This window comes from Mycetohabitans endofungorum (assembly GCF_002927045.1).
Lineage (GTDB): Bacteria > Pseudomonadota > Gammaproteobacteria > Burkholderiales > Burkholderiaceae > Mycetohabitans > Mycetohabitans endofungorum.
Map to the genome: position 1 here is coordinate 72,165 of NZ_PRDW01000006.1, position 17,784 is coordinate 89,948.

General features: G+C 60.4%; 12 protein-coding genes and 1 pseudogene. 6 read left to right on the forward strand and 7 right to left on the reverse strand.

What is annotated here, in order from left to right:
* Positions 1-11: 11 nt before the first annotated feature.
* The gene (locus B0O95_RS07660) at positions 12-2,522 is read left to right on the forward strand and encodes a glycosyl hydrolase 2 galactose-binding domain-containing protein (RefSeq protein WP_199180464.1); all 2,511 of its coding nucleotides are present in this window, start codon (positions 12-14) and stop codon (positions 2,520-2,522) included.
* Positions 2,519-4,369: an alpha/beta hydrolase family protein gene (locus B0O95_RS07665; protein WP_104077362.1), complete on the forward strand. Its 1,851-nt coding sequence runs from the start codon at positions 2,519-2,521 to the stop codon at positions 4,367-4,369. Before B0O95_RS07660 ends, B0O95_RS07665 begins: the two co-directional genes overlap by 4 nt.
* A 196-nt stretch (positions 4,370-4,565) precedes the next feature.
* Here B0O95_RS07665 and B0O95_RS15835 read toward each other — a convergent pair whose 3' ends face one another.
* Positions 4,566-4,739: a hypothetical protein gene (locus B0O95_RS15835; RefSeq protein ID WP_158249464.1), complete on the reverse strand. Its 174-nt coding sequence runs from the start codon at positions 4,737-4,739 to the stop codon at positions 4,566-4,568.
* Positions 4,740-5,322: 583 nt separating this feature from the next.
* Between B0O95_RS15835 and B0O95_RS07670 the strand changes: the two genes are divergently transcribed.
* Positions 5,323-5,529: a hypothetical protein gene (locus B0O95_RS07670; RefSeq protein ID WP_104077363.1), complete on the forward strand. Its 207-nt coding sequence runs from the start codon at positions 5,323-5,325 to the stop codon at positions 5,527-5,529.
* Between the two features lie 309 nt (positions 5,530-5,838).
* On the opposite strand, the gene B0O95_RS07680 is transcribed toward B0O95_RS07670, so the two are convergent.
* The 5 genes from B0O95_RS07680 to B0O95_RS07700 all read right to left on the reverse strand — a co-directional run bounded on the left by B0O95_RS07680 (position 5,839) and on the right by B0O95_RS07700 (position 12,347).
* Positions 5,839-6,657, reverse strand: coding sequence for a helix-turn-helix domain-containing protein (locus B0O95_RS07680; protein WP_233203219.1), 819 nt, complete (start codon positions 6,655-6,657; stop codon positions 5,839-5,841).
* A 132-nt stretch (positions 6,658-6,789) separates the two neighbouring features.
* Positions 6,790-8,844, reverse strand: coding sequence for an LTA synthase family protein (locus B0O95_RS07685; protein WP_233203220.1), 2,055 nt, complete (start codon positions 8,842-8,844; stop codon positions 6,790-6,792).
* 22 nt (positions 8,845-8,866) lie between these two features.
* Entirely contained in the window at positions 8,867-9,694 is an 828-nt protein-coding gene (locus tag B0O95_RS07690) for an EAL domain-containing protein (protein WP_233203221.1), read from the reverse strand.
* A 116-nt stretch (positions 9,695-9,810) separates the two neighbouring features.
* Positions 9,811-10,818, reverse strand: a complete 1,008-nt coding sequence (locus tag B0O95_RS07695) for a GlxA family transcriptional regulator (RefSeq protein ID WP_076788709.1) — start codon at positions 10,816-10,818, stop codon at positions 9,811-9,813.
* A gap of 323 nt (positions 10,819-11,141) precedes the next feature.
* Entirely contained in the window at positions 11,142-12,347 is a 1,206-nt protein-coding gene (locus B0O95_RS07700; RefSeq protein ID WP_233203222.1) for a YadA family autotransporter adhesin, read from the reverse strand.
* 875 nt (positions 12,348-13,222) lie between these two features.
* Here B0O95_RS07700 and B0O95_RS07705 point away from each other — a divergent pair.
* From B0O95_RS07705 to B0O95_RS07710, 3 genes and pseudogenes are all read left to right on the forward strand, one after another.
* A complete protein-coding gene (locus tag B0O95_RS07705) occupies positions 13,223-13,951 on the forward strand; it encodes an HrpB1 family type III secretion system apparatus protein (RefSeq protein WP_233203223.1) in 729 nt (242 codons plus the stop codon).
* A 74-nt stretch (positions 13,952-14,025) separates the two neighbouring features.
* A pseudogene (locus B0O95_RS15460) lies at positions 14,026-14,124 on the forward strand (IS66 family transposase); the annotation flags it as partial.
* A gap of 807 nt (positions 14,125-14,931) precedes the next feature.
* Entirely contained in the window at positions 14,932-15,822 is an 891-nt protein-coding gene (locus B0O95_RS07710) for a response regulator transcription factor (RefSeq protein WP_104077369.1), read from the forward strand.
* Here B0O95_RS07710 and sctC read toward each other — a convergent pair.
* Positions 15,799-17,709: a type III secretion system outer membrane ring subunit SctC gene (sctC, locus tag B0O95_RS07715; protein ID WP_338875997.1), complete on the reverse strand. Its 1,911-nt coding sequence runs from the start codon at positions 17,707-17,709 to the stop codon at positions 15,799-15,801. The two genes, B0O95_RS07710 and sctC, sit on opposite strands and share 24 nt — an antisense overlap.
* Between the last annotated feature and the right edge of the window lie 75 nt (positions 17,710-17,784).

A 17,784-nucleotide genomic window follows, 5' to 3' on the forward strand; every position in this document is an offset into this window, starting at 1 on the left:
CGGCTTCGCCCATGTGGCGCTTGTGCACAACCCCGGCCGACGCCGCTACCCGGCCAAGCGATCTGCCGCACGCGGGTGCATCGGAGTGGATCGACGCGCCCGTGCCTGGAACCGTCGGCCAGGCACTCGCGGCCGCGAACCGGCTCACCTCGCTGGGTGCAAGCCGGCTGGGTGAATACGACCACTGGTACCGGCTACCGCTGCGACGCGGCGGCGCCCGCCTGATCCGGTTTGACGGGTTGGCGGGCATCGCGCAGGTCTGGCTGAACGACACTTTGCTGCTGCAGTCGACGAACATGTTCGTCTCGCAACAGGTGCGCATCGACCCGCTGCCTGAGGACAGCGCGTTGTATCTATGCTTTCGGTCACTGGCCCGCCACCTCGATACCATGCCCGCGCCCCGCCGCGCCCGCTGGCGCACGCGTCTGGTCGATGCGCCGGCGCTGCGGGCGGTACGAATCTCACTGTTCGGCCATATGCCAGGCTGGTTTCCGCGCATCGAGCCAATCGGCCCGTGGGGCGCCGTGGCCATCATCGACGCTGACGCCGATACGGCCGCGCAGATCGTGCACCACAAGCTGAGCGCCTCGATCGAAGGCCGCGATGGTATCGTGGACGCGACCATCACATTTGCCGCACCGGTTTCCGGCCATTTGGACGCGGTCCTGGACTGCGAGGGCCATCACGTACGCCTACAGCGCCACGACCGTTTCACGCTGCGCGCGCGGCTCACCGTGCCAAACGCCAGGCGATGGTGGCCGCACACGCATGGCGAGCCGGCGCGCTACGCTGTCTCGCTGCACCTGGGCGACACGACTGTGGCACTGGGATACGTCGGATTCCGCACCATCGAGGTCACGCGCGGCCACGACGGCCAGGGCTTCGCGTTGTCCGTCAACGCGCTGCCGATCTTCGTGCGGGGCGCGTGCTGGAGCACTGCCGATCCGCTGGGGTTGCGTGTGTCGGCGCACGACTATCGCACGTGGTTAACGCTGGCCCGGGACGCCGGCTTCAACATGATCCGCGTCGGTGGCACCATGACATACGAAGACGACGCATTCTATGCGTCGTGCGACGAGCTGGGCCTGCTGGTCTGGCAAGACTTCATGTTCGCCAATTTCGACTATCCGTGCACCGCTCCTGATTTCGTCACATCGGTAAAGCTGGAAGCCAGCCAGTTTCTCGCGCGTACGGCAGGCAACCCTTCGTTGGCCGTGCTATGCGGAGGCAGCGAAATCGCGCAGCAAGCGTCAATGGTCGGCCTGAGTGACGAGCAGCGCGATATGCCGTTGACTGCCAGCTTGCTCGCCGAGCTTGCCGCGACACATCGGCGCGACGTACCGTACGTATCGGACACGCCGTCCGGGCAGGTACTGCCATTTTATCCTCGCACGGGTATCTCGCATTACTATGGGGTCGGCGCCTATCTACGGCCCTTGGACGATGCACGCCGCGCGGCGGTCCGCTTCGCCAGCGAATGCCTGGCGTTTGCACACGTTCCCGCCGATGCAACGCTCGCCGCAATCGGCTCGCCGTCGATGCACGAAATCGCGTGGAAAATGGCCGTGCCGCGCGATCCCGGCGCGCCATGGGATTTCGACGACGTGCGCGATCATTATTTGCGCGAGCTATATGGGCAAGACCCGGCGCGGCTTAGAGGACAGGATCCGTCACGCTACCTCGAACTATCGCGAGTCGCGCTCGCCGACGTCGTATCCGAGACACTGGTGGAATGGCGCCGCACTGCGTCCAGCTGCACGGGCGCACTACTCTGGCAATTCCAGGACGTGATGCCAGGCGCCGGATGGGGCATCGTGGACGCATTCCGGCGTCCCAAGTCAGCCTGGTATGCCCTCAAGCACGTGCTCCAACCGCAGCAGGTATGCCTGTGTGACGAGGGGTTGAATGGACTGGACGTACACGTGTTCAACGACGGCCCCGCCCCGTTGCGGGGACGGCTGGAATTGGTCGCGTTGCGCGACGCCGTCGTGCCAGTCACACGGGCACGCTGCGATCTTCATATCGAACCGCACGGTGCACTCCAGGTCAGCGCGGCGCAGTGCCTGGGACGCTTCTTCGACTTTACCTACGCGTATCGGTTTGGTCCGCGCGAACACGACACGGTCATCGCATCGCTGTACGACCACGAGGAGCGGCTGCTCGCGCAATCGTTCTATTTCCCCGAACGTACCGCGCCGGCCGTCTTCGAACGCGGCGATATCGGTTTGAACGCCTCGCTGGAACAGCGTGACGGCCAATGGTGGGTCAATGTCGGCACGCGCGCGAGCGCGCGCTACGTGCAGATCACTGCGTCAGGCCTGCTGCCGAAGGACGACTGGTTCCATCTGGCGCCCGGCGCGAACGTGTCTGTCCCGCTGCTGCCGGAATCGACACCCTTGCACTCCCCTCTTACGTCATTTCACTTGGGAACCCTGCGTTTGGACACGCACGACGGCCCGAGGACGATCGAGATACGCGCAGTCAATTCCAACAAAGTCATTCGCTTGAGGAAACCATCGTGATACCGATTACATTCGATAATTGCGTCGGATGGCTGCACGAAGGACGCTCGTCACGAGGCGTCGTGCTGTGCACCGCCGTCGGCCACGAAGGCCTGTGGACCCACAAGCTAATGCGTGCGCTAGCGCAGCGGTTGGCGCGCGAGGGCATCTGGGCGCTGCGGTTCGACTACCCCTGCTGCGGCGACTCGGCGGGCGACGACCTGGACAGCGGCCGGTTTGACAAAAGCATTGCCAGTATCGGCCGGGCTGTGCACGCACTGCGCGCCCATGCGCAGCTGACCGATGTCACGCTGGTCGGCCTGCGCACCGGTGCCGCCATGGCGCTATTGGCCTGCACGATGGATACACCTGCCGCCCTGCAGGTCGATGCACTCGTCGCACTGTCGCCCGTCGTACGAGGGCGCACTTATATGCGCGAAATGGCCATGGTCGAGCGTCAATGGCTGGATACGACGCCGCCCGCGGTGCAGCAGGCCCATGCCAAAGAGCCATGCCTGAGCGTGCTCGGGCATCGCTATCCTGCTGACTTCGTCGCCGCGTTGCAAGCAATTGACCTGTGCGCCGCCGTCGGGGGCGCGGCTTCGCTACCACGCTCCGTACTGCTCATCGATACCGATCGTGGTGACAGTGCCGTGCTGCAAACGGCGTTGCAGGCTCGCGGCGTCCAAGCCACCGTGCAGCCGTTTCCCGAGTCCGCCACGACATTGGTCGAAAGCATCCGCTCCCGACTGCCGCTCGCCACCATCAAAGCGAGCGTCGCATGGATCGCCACGCGGCAAATGCACGATGCCCCCGTGGCGCAACCCATGCCGGAACCGGCCGCTTCGTTGCGTACGACGGGTGCGCACCTGGTGCTGCCCGACGCCACCGAGAGCACCGTGCAGATCGGCGTCGCACCGCTGATCGGAACGCTGTGTCGGCCGGCCACCCCGATGCCGGGCCGCTCGGGCATGCCGGCGTTGCTGTTTGCCACGACCGCCTCCAATCCCCGCAGTGCCGATGCACGACTCACGGTGCGTGTCGCGCGGCAACTCGCAGCCCACGGCATCGCCTCGTTGCGCGTGGACGTGAGCGGCGTCGGCGACAGTGGCGCCTGCGTGCTGGACGATCAATCCGTCGTCCCGTACTCCGACCAAGCCGTGACGGACGTGGTTGCGGCCGCGGACTGGCTCGTGGAGCAGGGGTACCGCGATGTCGTGGCGCTCGGTATCTGCTCGGGTGCGTATGCGTCGCTTCAGGCTGCGTCGCGTTCGGCGGCCGTCACCGGGATGATCGTGATCAACTTGCCCCGGTTCATCTGGCCGGCCGGCTTGACGCTCGCGGACGCGATTGCTCAGCAGACCAATTCGGCACGCGGCTACCTCGCGTCAGCACGCAACCCGCAGAAGTGGAAAAGCCTATTGCGACGCCGGCGTGACCTGCGCCCCGTTGTCAAGGCGCTCGTGCGGCTGACGGCCGCCAAGCTACGCGTGCCGGCAATACGGCTGCTCGAACGGGTAGGTTGGCGCCCGCCGGCTCACTCCGAGCGCGGGGTGATGCACGCGTTGGCGCGCCGTGGGGTGAAGGCACTATTGGTCTATGGCGAGTTCGACCCGGGACTGGACGAACTGTCTCGTCACTTCGGGCCTGCTCACCGGGCATTCTGCAGGCAACGGCAGATCGACGTGCAAACCATCGCGCAACTCGATCACTCAGTGTATGGTACACAAGGCACCGATGCGATCATTGAACTATGCATACACACGTTGATACACTGGAGTGCAGAATCTTGCAGCATGAGCAGCTTGCATAGACCAGCACCCGCTACCAACCCCCGTTCGGCGACCGCCTCGATGCATGTCCAATAGTTCGCGCAGCGGATCGGCACGAAGAAGCGCACATTGGATAACTGGCTGCTTTCGCCTGATTCCAGCAGTATCGGAGCATGCCAGTAGTCGCACGCGCCTCAAGCTCACCCAGGCTGCCGAGATTGCCTCTTCATTGTCGCCCTCCGCAAGCAGGAGCGTTTGCCTCGCGCCACGAATGAAGTACTCTGGCGGGTTCTCAATTGTGATCAGGCGAATGCTGTAGTCCGGGCCTTTGAGCGACGCATTCAAGTGTCGTCGACTTGATCGCGCCGGTGAGGCCTGAAATGATGTTGATGCCCTTCGTGCGCCGCGTCATCGTGTTGATCATGGGGATCTGACAACTCGGGTGGTATCCCAGCCCTTCGAGCATCGTCTCTCCTATGCTGCCGTAAAGCAAACGCAGCGCGAGATAAATTTGTCGCGTCCATTAATAGCAAGTTAATTAGCCGCGTAGAATTATTTCAAGATTCAATATGCCGCGGCCCCACCTCATCCCACCGCGCTGCATTTCCGTATCAATGAATGGCAGCAGGATGATTTTTCAAACACCTGCTGGATGTCGAGGTGCCTGCATACAAGTCCCAGTCCACGGTTTGCCGTTCATTTACCTCATTCAAACAGTTCCTACGCTTGTCCATTCATCGCATCGTGTTTTAAGCAATCGTATAATTTCTGGTCAGCTATTGCGGCGCGATTTGGAGAAGATTAATATGCGCTCCTGGCGTCGGAAAACGTTTGTGGTACAACGCAATTCGATCCAGCACATTATTCTGTTCGGGCTGCAATTAATACCTACTCGCTGCGGTTAATCCATTGGATACAGTCAAAAATGCCGTCCAATGGTGGAGGAAGAATTGTTTTCCAGCCACCAGGGGAAATTGGCATATTTAACCGGATTTTTTGCAAGCCCAAGTCATTTCTACAGAACCGGGGTTGTTAGTCAGGAGCCGAAAATGTTGAGTCCACACGAATTCGCGACCCTCATGCTCATCAAGCATTCGCCAGAGCAGATCGATTTGAGTCGCGCCGAACTTGGCACGCTGCTCGAGCGCCAACTCGTCGTATTACACGATCAAGCCTCCGGCGGCCGCTCGCCGCAGCTGACGCGAGTTGGCCAGTCGATCCTCGACGCATGCTCGCGCGTGCGATTTTCCGCGTAGTTCCGCCAGCCAAGTCATCCGAGCCCGCGTTCACCTCTAACGTCCAACAAGCCTATTCATGAGTCTCGTGGCCACGGAACAACTTGCCGATGCGCAAAAATCCGATATCAATACGCTGTTCGGGTTGGCCGGCAAAGTTTTCGATGGTGTCGAAAAGGCGACGGAGTTGAACTCGCAAGCTTGGCGGTACGACGCTGCAACAGACCCAACAAGCCACGCTGCAGGCGTGGTCCGTCACCGGCGTGTGCGAATGGATTGCTCTTATCAGCGCGCCAGACAGCGCCCCCGTCCAGGCGGGCGCCAGCGCACCTAGACGGCGGCGAGCGCAGCCGCATTGAGGATTCGGATGTTCCTGCCCTGCGTGTCGACCAGCCCTGCCCGGCTGAAGCCGGACAATATCCGACTCACGGTTTCGAGTTTCAGGCCCAGATAACTGCCCATCTCCGCCCGAGTCATCCTCAATTGAAACTCGTTCGGCGAATAACCCCGCGCGGCGAAGCGCTTTGATAGGTTCAGCAAGAACGCCGCCACGCGTTCCGCGGCGTTCATCGTGCCCAGCCATACGTTAAGCCCGGATTCGCGCACGATCTCTCCACTGAGCATCCGGTGCAGATGCCGCTGCATCGCCGGCTGCCGATGACAGAACGCCTCGAGCCGAGCAAACGACACCGTACACACCAGGCTGTCTTCGAGCGCAACGGCATCCCAACGATGGCGGTCCGAACACACGCCATCGAGGCCCAGTGCGTCGCCCGGCAAGTAAAAGCCGGTAACCTGCTCGCGACCATCGCGCAGTACCATGACCGTCTTGAACGAGCCGGTCTTGATGGCAAAGATATTGCGAAATGGATCATCGCAACGATACAGCACGTCGCCACGACGCACCAGACGCTTCATGCTGGCAACCTGATGAAACTGCTCGATGTCGTCGCTCGACAATTCCGGCGGCAAGCACAGGTTGCGCAATGCACAGCCCGAGCAGCGCGACACGTCGCGCCGCATCGATTCGCCGCTGTCGACCGCGCCATGCTCATCGACGTGATGCACGCTGTGACAGTTCGCCACATTTGCGCGGTGCGCGGCATCGGCAGGCGGCCCGGCATGGTGTTCGGCTATGGAGAGAATCATGGCGCAAATTATACCGATGCCGGCGGCATGAATCGCGCCCCGCGCCGTGAATGCGACCGCGTGACGCACACAGTTGCCGCCCGGCGCGGCGGGGCGACGCATCGGCCTGCGCCGCAGCCAGCGCGTTATCAGTCAGTATCCTTCTCCCGTGCGCGCACGAATAACCTGGTAGCGCACGTACCAGTCCGCCAGCGCGATCCGCGCCCGCGCCCGTGCGGCCTGCTCACGCAGCAGCGTTGATGGCGCCTCATCCGGCACGAGCGCGTACGTGGGGCCCTGCCAGCGGAATGCGGCTGGCTCGCCGACCAGCGGCATCATCGCGCCGTCGCGGCTGAACATCGTCTTAAAGCCGATCACGGCAAATTGCTCGGTCTGCGGGGCGGGCGCAAACAGACTGTGCCCGAACGCCGGATAGCGCGCGTCGGACAGCGCGAGATGATACAGTGTCGGAAAGAAATCTGCGTGCCCGGCGTATCGTTCCAGATCCGGCACGAAGCGAGGACGGTACGGCGGCGGCACACGGAAGAAACCCGGTACACGATACAGCTCCCGGCTCTGCTCCGGCCGCTGATACCGGAACAGCCCGCGCATGTTGTGATCGCCGGTTGCCGCGATAATAGTCTTGCTGCCGAACGGCGCGGCCTCGACTCGGCTCACGAACATGCCCAGTTGGTGAGTCGCATACTGATAAGTCTGCACCATGCGGCTACCCTTGTCGAAATCGGCCGCAAAATGCCGGCGCATGTCGCTCAAGTCCAGCGGCGGAGGTAAATAATGACTCGGCACCACGTGAGGGGGGCGGTTCGTCGTACTCATGACGAATAGGAAGATCTTCTGGCCCAGCGCGTCGCGAGTGGCCAGCAAATCGAACGCGAATCGAAACAGGTACTCATCGTACACGCCCCAAATCGTGCGTTTTGCATCCGGGTACCTGCCAATGATGTCTGCCATGTCGTACACTTCGTCGAAGTTCTGACGCCGCATCGTACGCGCCACCGACCGCCACGCACCGCTGCCGCCATAGACGAACACGGTTCGATAGCCCTTGGTCTTGAATGGCAGCGCGGCCGATGTTGAATACGTGACAAATCCCTGGTCACCTTGCGTCAGCGGCGAGACCGGCGAGTTGAGCAATAGCACCTCGAGCGCCGCGTGGCCGCCAAGCCGAGCTGGGAAAACATTGCGGAACAGGTAATCGCTTTGCAAGTGCTCTGCCATCACGCCCGCCAGGTCGGTGGAGACCGTGCTGAATTCGAGCGGATGCGCGCCCCATGATTCCATCAGCGCGAAGACCACATGGGGTGGATGCGCGGCCAGAAATCGGTTCTCCGGAGTGCGGCGGAACACCACGCTTTCCAGATCCGGCGGCGCACCGGAGGCAGCGCCGACCGCGCGGGCCAGCTCATCGGTGGAGCGGAATCCGTAACGCGCCAATTGGCATGCGGGGTCTTCGTCGATTTTGGCTTGGCTGCGCCGGTCGGCATAGGCGTCGTATAGCGCCTGTGCTGCGTTGCGCACCGAGTCATTGATCCATGCACGCGTGGAAATCTCCGCCTCGCGCGAGCCGAGCGCAGCCTCGCCCAGGCCACCCCGGGCCAAGCCGAGCAGTAACACGACCAGCACTGCGCCGTCCAGCACGCAACGCATGCGTTCGCGAGGCCGCGCTTGCCCGTTTCGATCGACACGCGCGCTTCCGGAAAGCCGCAGGATGACCCACATCTGCAAAGCGGTAACGAGAGCCATCAGTAGCGCACATCGCACGACCGGGTACTGACTTCGCGCCGCCACCAGTGTCCCCCACGGATCGGCACCCAGCAACCCAAACACCATCGGATTAAATGGGCTGCCATAGAAATCGTAGTAATAGAATTGGCAAGCGGAGCCGAGGTTCACGCACAGCAGTATCGCTGCGATTGACAGGCGCTGCAGCAGCCCGGCGGCGCGCCTAAAGGGGCGCCACTTCGTCACCACGAAGACGGGCAGCAGCGCCACCAGGATCGCGATCGACAGCACCCTCAAGTCAAATCGCCAACCCATCCACAGCGCGTGCAACGTCTCGGCGCCGTGGTCGAACACTTGTGCGGCGCCGCCGTAGTAAAATAGATAAGCAATACGAAATGCCTCGAAGCTGACGCTACCCGCTATCAGCACGAGGAGCGCGGATCTGGCAAATTTCAATGAGCGCATAATATTCGCTCAGCTTGACCGTTCAGGCCGTGTAACGCACGCGTTGCATGGCAAAATACTCGCTCGCCTCGTCCCACGACAACTCCGGTCCAAAATATAGGCCTTGAAAGAAATCGATATCCAGCGTTCTGGCGATTTCCAACTGGTTCCGCGTCTCGATGCCTGCCGCGATGACTTTCAAACCGAGTTTTCGACACAGATCGCACGCGCCGGCGAGAACGACGCGCCCTCGGGCACAATCCGATCCGCAAACAAGGTCCCTATCCAGTTTTACCGAGTCGAAATGCGTACCGACAAGTCGCTGGTAGTTCGTGTAGCCGGCGCCGAAGTCATCAATAATCACTCTTGCACCGCTGTCACGCAAGCGCCCAACACAACTCAGTGTGCTGTCCTTGGCAAGCGACACACCCGCACCGAGTTCTATCTCGACATTCAAGTAGCGCAACGCCTTGATCACTTCGTCAAATGCTGGACCGCATGCCATCGTATCCGAATGAAGCTTAATCGAGACAGCCGGGTACATCTCGCGCTGCGCCCATCGACCAATGGCTTGCTCGACTTCTTCACAGAGCCACACATCCACTGGGCTGACGATACCCGTGCGCTCCAGGCAACCGAGGAAGCTGTCCGTTCCGGCACGCCCGGACGTACCTTTGAGGCGGGCCTGCGCCTCGAATCCGACGCACTGCAAGTTCGACGCGGCGATCTTGGGTGCATAGCGCACATCCAAGCCATCGCGGGCGATGAGATCGATCACGCGGCTGGCATCGATCCATGCCGCTTCAGCCAACGCCTTGGAACGCCTGGTGTAGATATCCAGTTCCCTGCGCAGGCTGTTTTGCATATCCATGATCACTCGTTCACCCGTGCCTCGGGTAAGCCGCCTCCATAATACGGCGTCGCCCGTCGCGGCCGCGCTCATCCGATGGTTGCGTCGCGCTGCGCGTCTGGCCGCGCGCAAAACGATCAGGGTTGATCCATGCGTCTGCGGGCGGCGTTTCGGTAAGACGTCGGCGACGTGAACATGCGCTTGCGGAACAATGTCGCCAGCCGCACACCGCTGCCCAAGCCGGTACGGCGGGCAATTTTGTCGACCGGCAAATCTGAGCGGACCAGCAATTCGCATGCCTTTTCCAAGCGGCAACGGAGCAGGAACTCCGACGGCGTAATACCCATTTCCAGCTTGAAACGGCGCAGAAAATTACGCTCGCTCATAGCGGCTGCCCGTGCTGCATCTGAAATCGATAAGGCGCGCTCGCATCCAGACTGCAACCGACGCGCCGCGGCGCGAATCGTGTCGCTGACTGCCGCGGTCGGATGCCCCATCCATTCGATGACGCGGCGCGCACAACGGGGCATCAGAAACTCAGCTACGTCCCGGACAACCTCTTGGCTGTAATCGCGCGAAACCAGCGACATCGCAGTAAAAAAGCCATCGTTAGATCGATAGCAATCCGAAACACAACCGGACGCGGGCCCGGGCTTTGGCGAGGAGCGGATACGCCGCAGGCTTTGCTCAGGCCAAGCAGGCACGCCGGCTGCTTCCAGCACCATCGAGCCCTCGCCCACCGCGCACACGGTCCGAGTGGACGGACCGATTTTACGCAACCAGCCGACCAGCCCGAAATCCTCAGAAGCCGCGCGGGCGCCTGGGCCGCCGGCAATGAGCACCGTATCCGTGGAAGCGCCGAAATAGCGGGCGTCTAGCCCGTCCGTCCACACACGAATGCCTGAGGTCGACGCCATTACGCCGCCACGCGTGGACATCAGCCTGACCACGTAGCGGTTGCGCCATTCGCTGCTGCGCTCCAGCACCCGATTAGCGACGCTGAGCACATCCGCCACCGCAGCGACGTCCGCCAGCGAGAATGACTCGTAGAGAAAGATCACGACGACCCGGTCGGTTGAGGCTTTGGCTACCCCGACGTCGCCTCTGACTTCCTCCAATAACTCTGTATGTCTTAAGTATCCCATATGGCCTGTCAAAACTATCTTTGGCAAGAGCCAATGCATCAACATGCATCGTAAGCTTCATTGCCGGTTTTCGAACGTTGCGCGTCGGATGAACGAAAACTAATGGCGGGTATCCGCTGATTTGCTTTCATCTTTTCGGCAAGCACCCCTGGCATTGGGCCGGCGCCACAGCGGGCTGCCACGACATGCCCACAGACCCAGGCCCACGCGGTCGCCTGTGCTGCGATTCGGCTCCGTCGTCGCGCCAAGCACGCGCCGAATGGGGGCAGCCTCATCGATCCGAACCACGCGCGACGTCGTGTTACAAGCCATCGACCGCTCCCTCACCACTGAAAACCGCCTGCCGCGACCGCTCCGAAGTAACCTCGTCCATTGGCACTTGCGGCAAGTTTCATCACCCAACGGTTATCCGACGTCACGTGCGATACGCCAAATGCCATGCCCGGCCTACCGCGGTACGACGCACTGGATGCTGTCGCGATGCTTCGTCCAGCAGAAGTGGGTTGCGGCAATCCGGCGACGGCCATCGCCGACGCGATGCCGGCGGACGCGTCGCCATCAACGCGGGCAACAGCCTCATCCAACTGCCCCTTATTGACTGCGTCGGTGGAGTGGGTGCCACGCGCGACATTGACGATATTGCGTTCGCTACCTGGCGCCCCGACGGACACGCGAGCGTCATCGATGCTAATGCCCGGGGGCAACCTCAACGGCGTTGTTGAGATGATCTCGGCGACCAACGAGTGCAGCCATTCGGGATGTAGGGCATAATGAGAAGATTCACCGCTGGGCCTCGATCCGATCGGCACAGGCCGATCCGAGTCCGAATGCCCAGCCTCGAGTAAACCTGCGGGGGAAGGTGTATTGACACCAACGTTGCCGTCTTCATCAGGGGCCGGCCGTGCAGCAGCAATGCTCGCCTTTGCTTTCTCGCGCTTGAGCAAATGCGCGTAGACGTTCTTCATGTGCGTTTCAGCGGCGAACCGCTGACTGATCGCCGCCGAGTTTTCGTTGGCCGCTTCCCACTGCGATATCGCCTTATCGACCAGTTCATGGATCTCCTCCAACATGGATGCGCGCTCCTCCGCGTGGGGCAGCTGCACAGGACGAACATACAGAGGCAACGGGGAGTTCGGCTCCATCATCTCAGGAGCAGGCATTACAAGGGCTGCCGCACCTTCCTCAATCAGCGCCTGAATTTGACGACCCATCCCGTCCAGGCGCGAAACCAGTTCAGGGCTGATCTGATGCTGCGGACTTTGCTGTCTCTCGCGGGTAACGCGTCGCGCCCTATTTCCATTGTTGCCTTCAATGCCAGGACTGGTCAAGTCACGCTGGGTACGGAAATCCAAGCGTCGTGGAAGCGGCGACACCACTGGAGATAACGGGTCAACGTTGTAATGGTCTACGACGTTTCTCGCAGCTCTTAAAAAGGCAGGATCGAACGGGCTGACGCCATTATTAACATAAACATTATCCGCCGCCGCTACCGCTTGTGAGAGCGCTATTCCCACAGCGATGCCAAGCATGCGCAAGTTACCCGATGCTCTAAAGATGGGGTAATTCGAGCGACACCGGGACGCGATCTGTTGCATCAACGTTGGCCTTGCATAACCGAGTCCTTTCATAAATCCGCTCATTCGACCCCCCTTGTAGGCGCTTGACCTCGGAACGGGATGTAAGCGGAATGTATGTCTACGCACTTCCGAATGCAATCGGACAAGAATATTCGTGCGGAAATCAAAAGGGATATGTCGGCTGGGCCATATGCAACTCGTTGAGCAATTTCACAATTTGCCAATAAATCGGGCACGCTCATTAAATTATTCCGCTCACAAAGGCCATATAAGTCGCATCCAAGCAGCAACATATCGCCAATGCCACGCCAGGCAAATGCGATTAGATATCGACTGTTACGGCACGGACCGACCGGTGTATCACGGCGACTGACGCACATCCGGAGTCGTTGCACAGCACACGCCTCCCACAGGAAGGCGCAGTTACGCGAAAGCCGCGTGGTCGCGGCGGTCGGGCCACGCGTTGGTACATTCGCGCTCCGCGCTGACGATGCAGTTGCAAATCGGCTGCAGACAAAGAATGCAATCGCACCACGATGACAGTGTCGAGGCGCAGAAGCTTATTCGACAATCGCGGACCACGATGGCGGTTATGCGAAGCCGTCGACCCAGTCAACGAACCGCGCGACGGCCCGTGCTCGTTCCTGACGCGCAATCACCGGATGACGCGTCGCCGCCGAAGCCACGCCATGACCCAAGCCTTACCATTTCTCCCAACAAATCGCTATCCTTACCAATTATATTCATTAGTACCACTTATAAATATTCAGAAGCACAACACGATACAGGGTTAAGCGACGAAGGTATAAGACAACGGATGGCCCGCGGTGATCAAACCACGCGCCTATCAGCATGAAACGCTCGACGAACAGGCCCACCCAACCACATGCAATCCGTTACGCACGCCGCCAGACGCGAAGTCGGCCTGGCGCGAGCATCTATTTCCGATATCCATACATGAATTCGCACGTATGGCCGGTGCGTTGCGTCTGTCGAGATACCATCGACAGGGTCGTCGGCACGTGATCGGCGACGCGTCAAGTCTAATAACACACTGCGACATCGTCATGAATGCGCTATCGTCCGTTCGCCGCGCCTCCTACCTAAACTGCAGCGACAAGACAGTTGGCGCGCTGCTGCGGCTCTTCGCCTTGGGCATGGCCAGTGTGCCATCCGAAGATCTCGACGACCTACTGCTGGCGTTGCGCGTGCTCAAGCCATCGTCAACCCAAGTCGACTTCAGCGAAGCGAATCTGCGTGTGCGGCAGTCGGACTGGATCGGTGCGTTGCGCGTGCTCAAGTCGATAGAGGCACGGCATCAAGGTGGCGCGGCCTGTGCTGCCCTGATTGCGTGCTGCCTTTATCACCTGCGAGACACTGAATGGCGGCGCTATGTCGAGCTGGTGTTAGAAGACGGCAATCCGGTCGCCCTGTCCGTGGTCGCCACCTTTCTTCGGCTCAATATGCGCCCGGGAGGCGACACCTCGGGCGTGGACAGCGACGCTCACGAGCACATACGCGTACAGATCGAGCATGCGGTGGCGTGTGCACGCTGAACGCCGGTTACCGTACTGGCGCGGCGCACCGCCGGGCACAACCAGCATATCGTGCCGACCTGCCGTCCGCCTAGGCGCTGACACGCTATTGCGATGATAGGCGGCTTGAGATCGACAACCTACCTGTCGAGCGTGCCCTGCGCGGGGTGGCCATTGACCGCCGACTACATCTGAGACGGATGCTGGGCTGGGCTAGTAACTAGAATAGGGCCGGTCATACAACTCCAACTCAGCTTCAGTCGGTCAGGTTACACCGGCGTCTCTGTTATCGTCCTTCGATCAATCTACCCGTTACGCCAGCCGGCTTAATTTATTCCTGCTGGCGCGATGACGCGAACCCAGCACCCTGGGTCCGCGGCCGTGCCTCGCAAGCAATCCATCTTTGCTGACGACAGGGCACGTCAATATGACGCCGCTTTACGCATTATGAGCGCAAAGCAAATCAGCTTGTACTATTCCAATATCAGAATATCAGTTTTCCAGGTGTCGCAATAAAGAGTAATGGTTCCAATGCCGCGATACCTATGCCGACGCGTACCTGCGGTAGGTGGCAGATTTGAGGTACCAACAATATATCGCTGGGTGGAATATCACAATTTCCTTTCAAAATTCATACACATCAATTTAGCGCAGGCTACCCGTAAAACAGCTATCCGCTGTAGCAGCCACCACACTACCGTTACGCTGAGCTTCCCGGCTGCATGGACTCGGAGACGGTCTGCACAGCGGTATCCGATAACACAAACGGTCGCGCCGAGTCTCCAAAAATCTGATCCTGGCTCACAAGACAAATATTGGACAGTGCTCTCGACAACTCACCTACCATGCGGATAAAGCAATGCGCGTTCGCTTGTTTGAAACAACGCGTTACATAGTTGGCACTCGTATTGCCGTACAGTTGGAATGTCGCATCCCTGCCCGCTCCCTGACATAGCGCCAGTCGCGAAAAGCGGTTCAATTAAGAATCTAATGGAGAAGAAATGGGAATTGCCGTTCTTACCGGAAATAGAGTTTTATTTCAGTTTATCGAAGCGTGCTTCAAGGCCGACGACGAGCCATGCCAGCAGTTCGTTGATGATGTAGCGCTCGCCCGTGCGGCCTATCGTGAGGAATTTCAAGCCATCCTGGTCGATTCAGCCATCGGAATTAACCCTTTGCGGCCATTCCTCGCGCGCCGGGCCTGCTATGCGGACCGTCGCGCGCCCTTGATCGTCATCGGGGCGCTCGAGGACCGGGCGAGTATCGTGCACGTGCTGGATGCCGGCGCGGATGATGTTGTGCTCACACCCATCGATCCACGAGAATTGTTGCTGCGGGTACATCTGGCGATCCGGCGCTTCAATGTCACCCGTCGTACAGACCATGCCGGCGTGATCGAGTGCGGCCCTTATCGTCTTGATCCGAATACGTGCATTGTCCGCGTCAACGGCGATGCGGTGCGGCTGACGCCGAGAGAGTTCGCGATTGCCTGGCTGCTATTTTCACACTACGGGGAATATGTCAGCCGTCGGCAAATCGCTGGTGCGGTGTGGAGCAGTTCCGAGGACATCGTGGGCCGGACATTGGAGCAGCATATTTACAAGCTGCGCAAAAAGCTGGAACTGCATGGCACGCATGGCCTGCGTCTGCGCACCATGTATGCACATGGCTATCGGGTCGAAGCCATTGAGGCCGATACCGCGACGTCGGCGATGATGGACAGTCCCCTCGAGGCTCCGCTTGCCACGGACCACATGTCGCTCGGCGACGAAAAGGTTGTACGTCGCCATGACGACGTCAATCCGACGGTGGAATGCGTGCTCGACGCCAGGCACGAATGGCAGTGCCCGGCGTCCGTGGCACCGATCCTAGAACTCAATAATGCGCGGTGACAACAGGAAGATCCTTTCCATATGACTGCGCTGGTCACTACGGTATCTGAACAAGCCGCCGATCAGCGGAATCTTGGACAACAGCGGTATCCCCGTTTCGAGGTTGGACGAGGAGTCTGTTCGGTATCCCGCTATCAGCAAGCTTTCGTTCTGCCCTACAAACGCTTCGGTATTAATCGTACTAGTCGTGACAACAGGGATATTATCTACCAACTGATTGGTCACTTGCCCGTCCTCGATGTGAACTTCCAGCTTGATCTGCGTGCGCCCGCCCTCCTCCACGACCAGGGGCCGAACACGCAATGACACGCCCGTTGACACACTGTACAAGTCTGCCGACGTGTAGCCGGCCACGCGGACGAAAAAGCGTGTCTTATGATCCATGACGGCTTCCGCGTTGCTCAATGTCGCGACCTTCGGGCTTGCGTCGATACGCGCGAGATTGGCACTCTGCAGCGCGTCCACTCGCGCCAGCAGGTAGCGCCCGGCATTGCCCAGCACAGCCGTCAGAGACGCGCCAAGAGGCGCGGTACTGATGACGGTCGTGCCGTCGCTGCTTTTGGATGTAAATGTGGGATTGAGGGTGCCGTCGTATGACGAGGGGCTGTGCAAACCATTGCCAGTCTGCAAATCGACATGACTGTTGTGTGCCCGCCAGTCCACTCCAATCTGCTTGAGCGCGTCATCGTCAACCTCGATGATGTGAGCCTCGATTTCCACCAGCCGTGGTTTGACATCAAGCGCGTCAATCAGCGACTGGTATTGGGCCAGCCGCTCCGGTAAATCGCGGATCAGCACCGAATTGGTGCGTTCGTCCGCCTGGATGACGGGCAGTGACGCGGTATCGGCGGCCGGCCCCAGATCACCGGAGAAGCCAGCCGTGTAGCGTGCGGCGCCGCCACCATAGTCGCCTGCACCTTGCCCCGGCAGCCCGGCCATGCCCCCACCCACGGTACGGCCACCTGAGCCGATCCCGCCCAGCAGTCCAGCCAGGCCTGGCGACACAGTACCCGCGGGCATGTTGTCCGGCAAGGGCGGCATCAACACCGTGGAACCGTTCAGTCCGCCGCCGGCTGCCGTACCGCCGAGATTGCCACCAGCGTCGGCCATTGGATCGACGCGCCGCATGTAAGCCTTCGCGAAGCCGCTCTGCGAGCCGTTTTCCGATCCACTCAGCGCCGCCTTGCTCTCAGGGTGGTATAGCGCTGACAACACACTGGCCACACCAGCAACGACATAGCGCTGTCCGTCGACGTCCACATTATGGTCAGCGGCCCAGGCGTGCTTGAGTGAAAAAACGCGTACCTGCGAACCGGCTTGCCGGGCCACGGCCGCGTCGACTCGCCGCGCAACCTCGGCGATCAGCTGTACGTACTGCGGCGGCCCGTTGACGAGTACCGTATTGCGGGTATCGTCGTAGGACAACGGAAAGGCCGGATTGGTGATCCGCAGTCTGTCGAGTGCCGCCTTCAAGTCGTCGATGGTTGCGTGCTGCAACTGAACGACCTGCCGTGTCACGCCGCTCGAATCGCTGATCGACAACACCGTTCCGTCGTAGAACCAGACGAAGCCAAAGGTCGATGCCAAGGTCTCGAGGAATCGTTGCGGTGGCATGTCGAAACGGCCCGTGACCTTACCGTGAACATCGCCGGATATCGTCGCGGGCACGCCCTGGCTGGACGCCAAGTCTCGCAGGACATCCTTGATATCCTTGCCCTCTACGGACACATGGACCATTCGGCTATGCCAGCGTATCGGTATGTCATCGGCGAAGACCGGCGTGGCGGCCAAAGCAAGCGATGCAATGCATGCCGCACAGACCAGCTTCTTGCGCATCGTGCCCGCGCCTGCTGAAACCACACCCCGAGTTGACTGCATCCAGTTCATTGTTGTCATCGATTTACGCGTTGTCAAGGTTGCATGGATCCTTCACCAACGGTCGGACACGCAAGACGATTAACG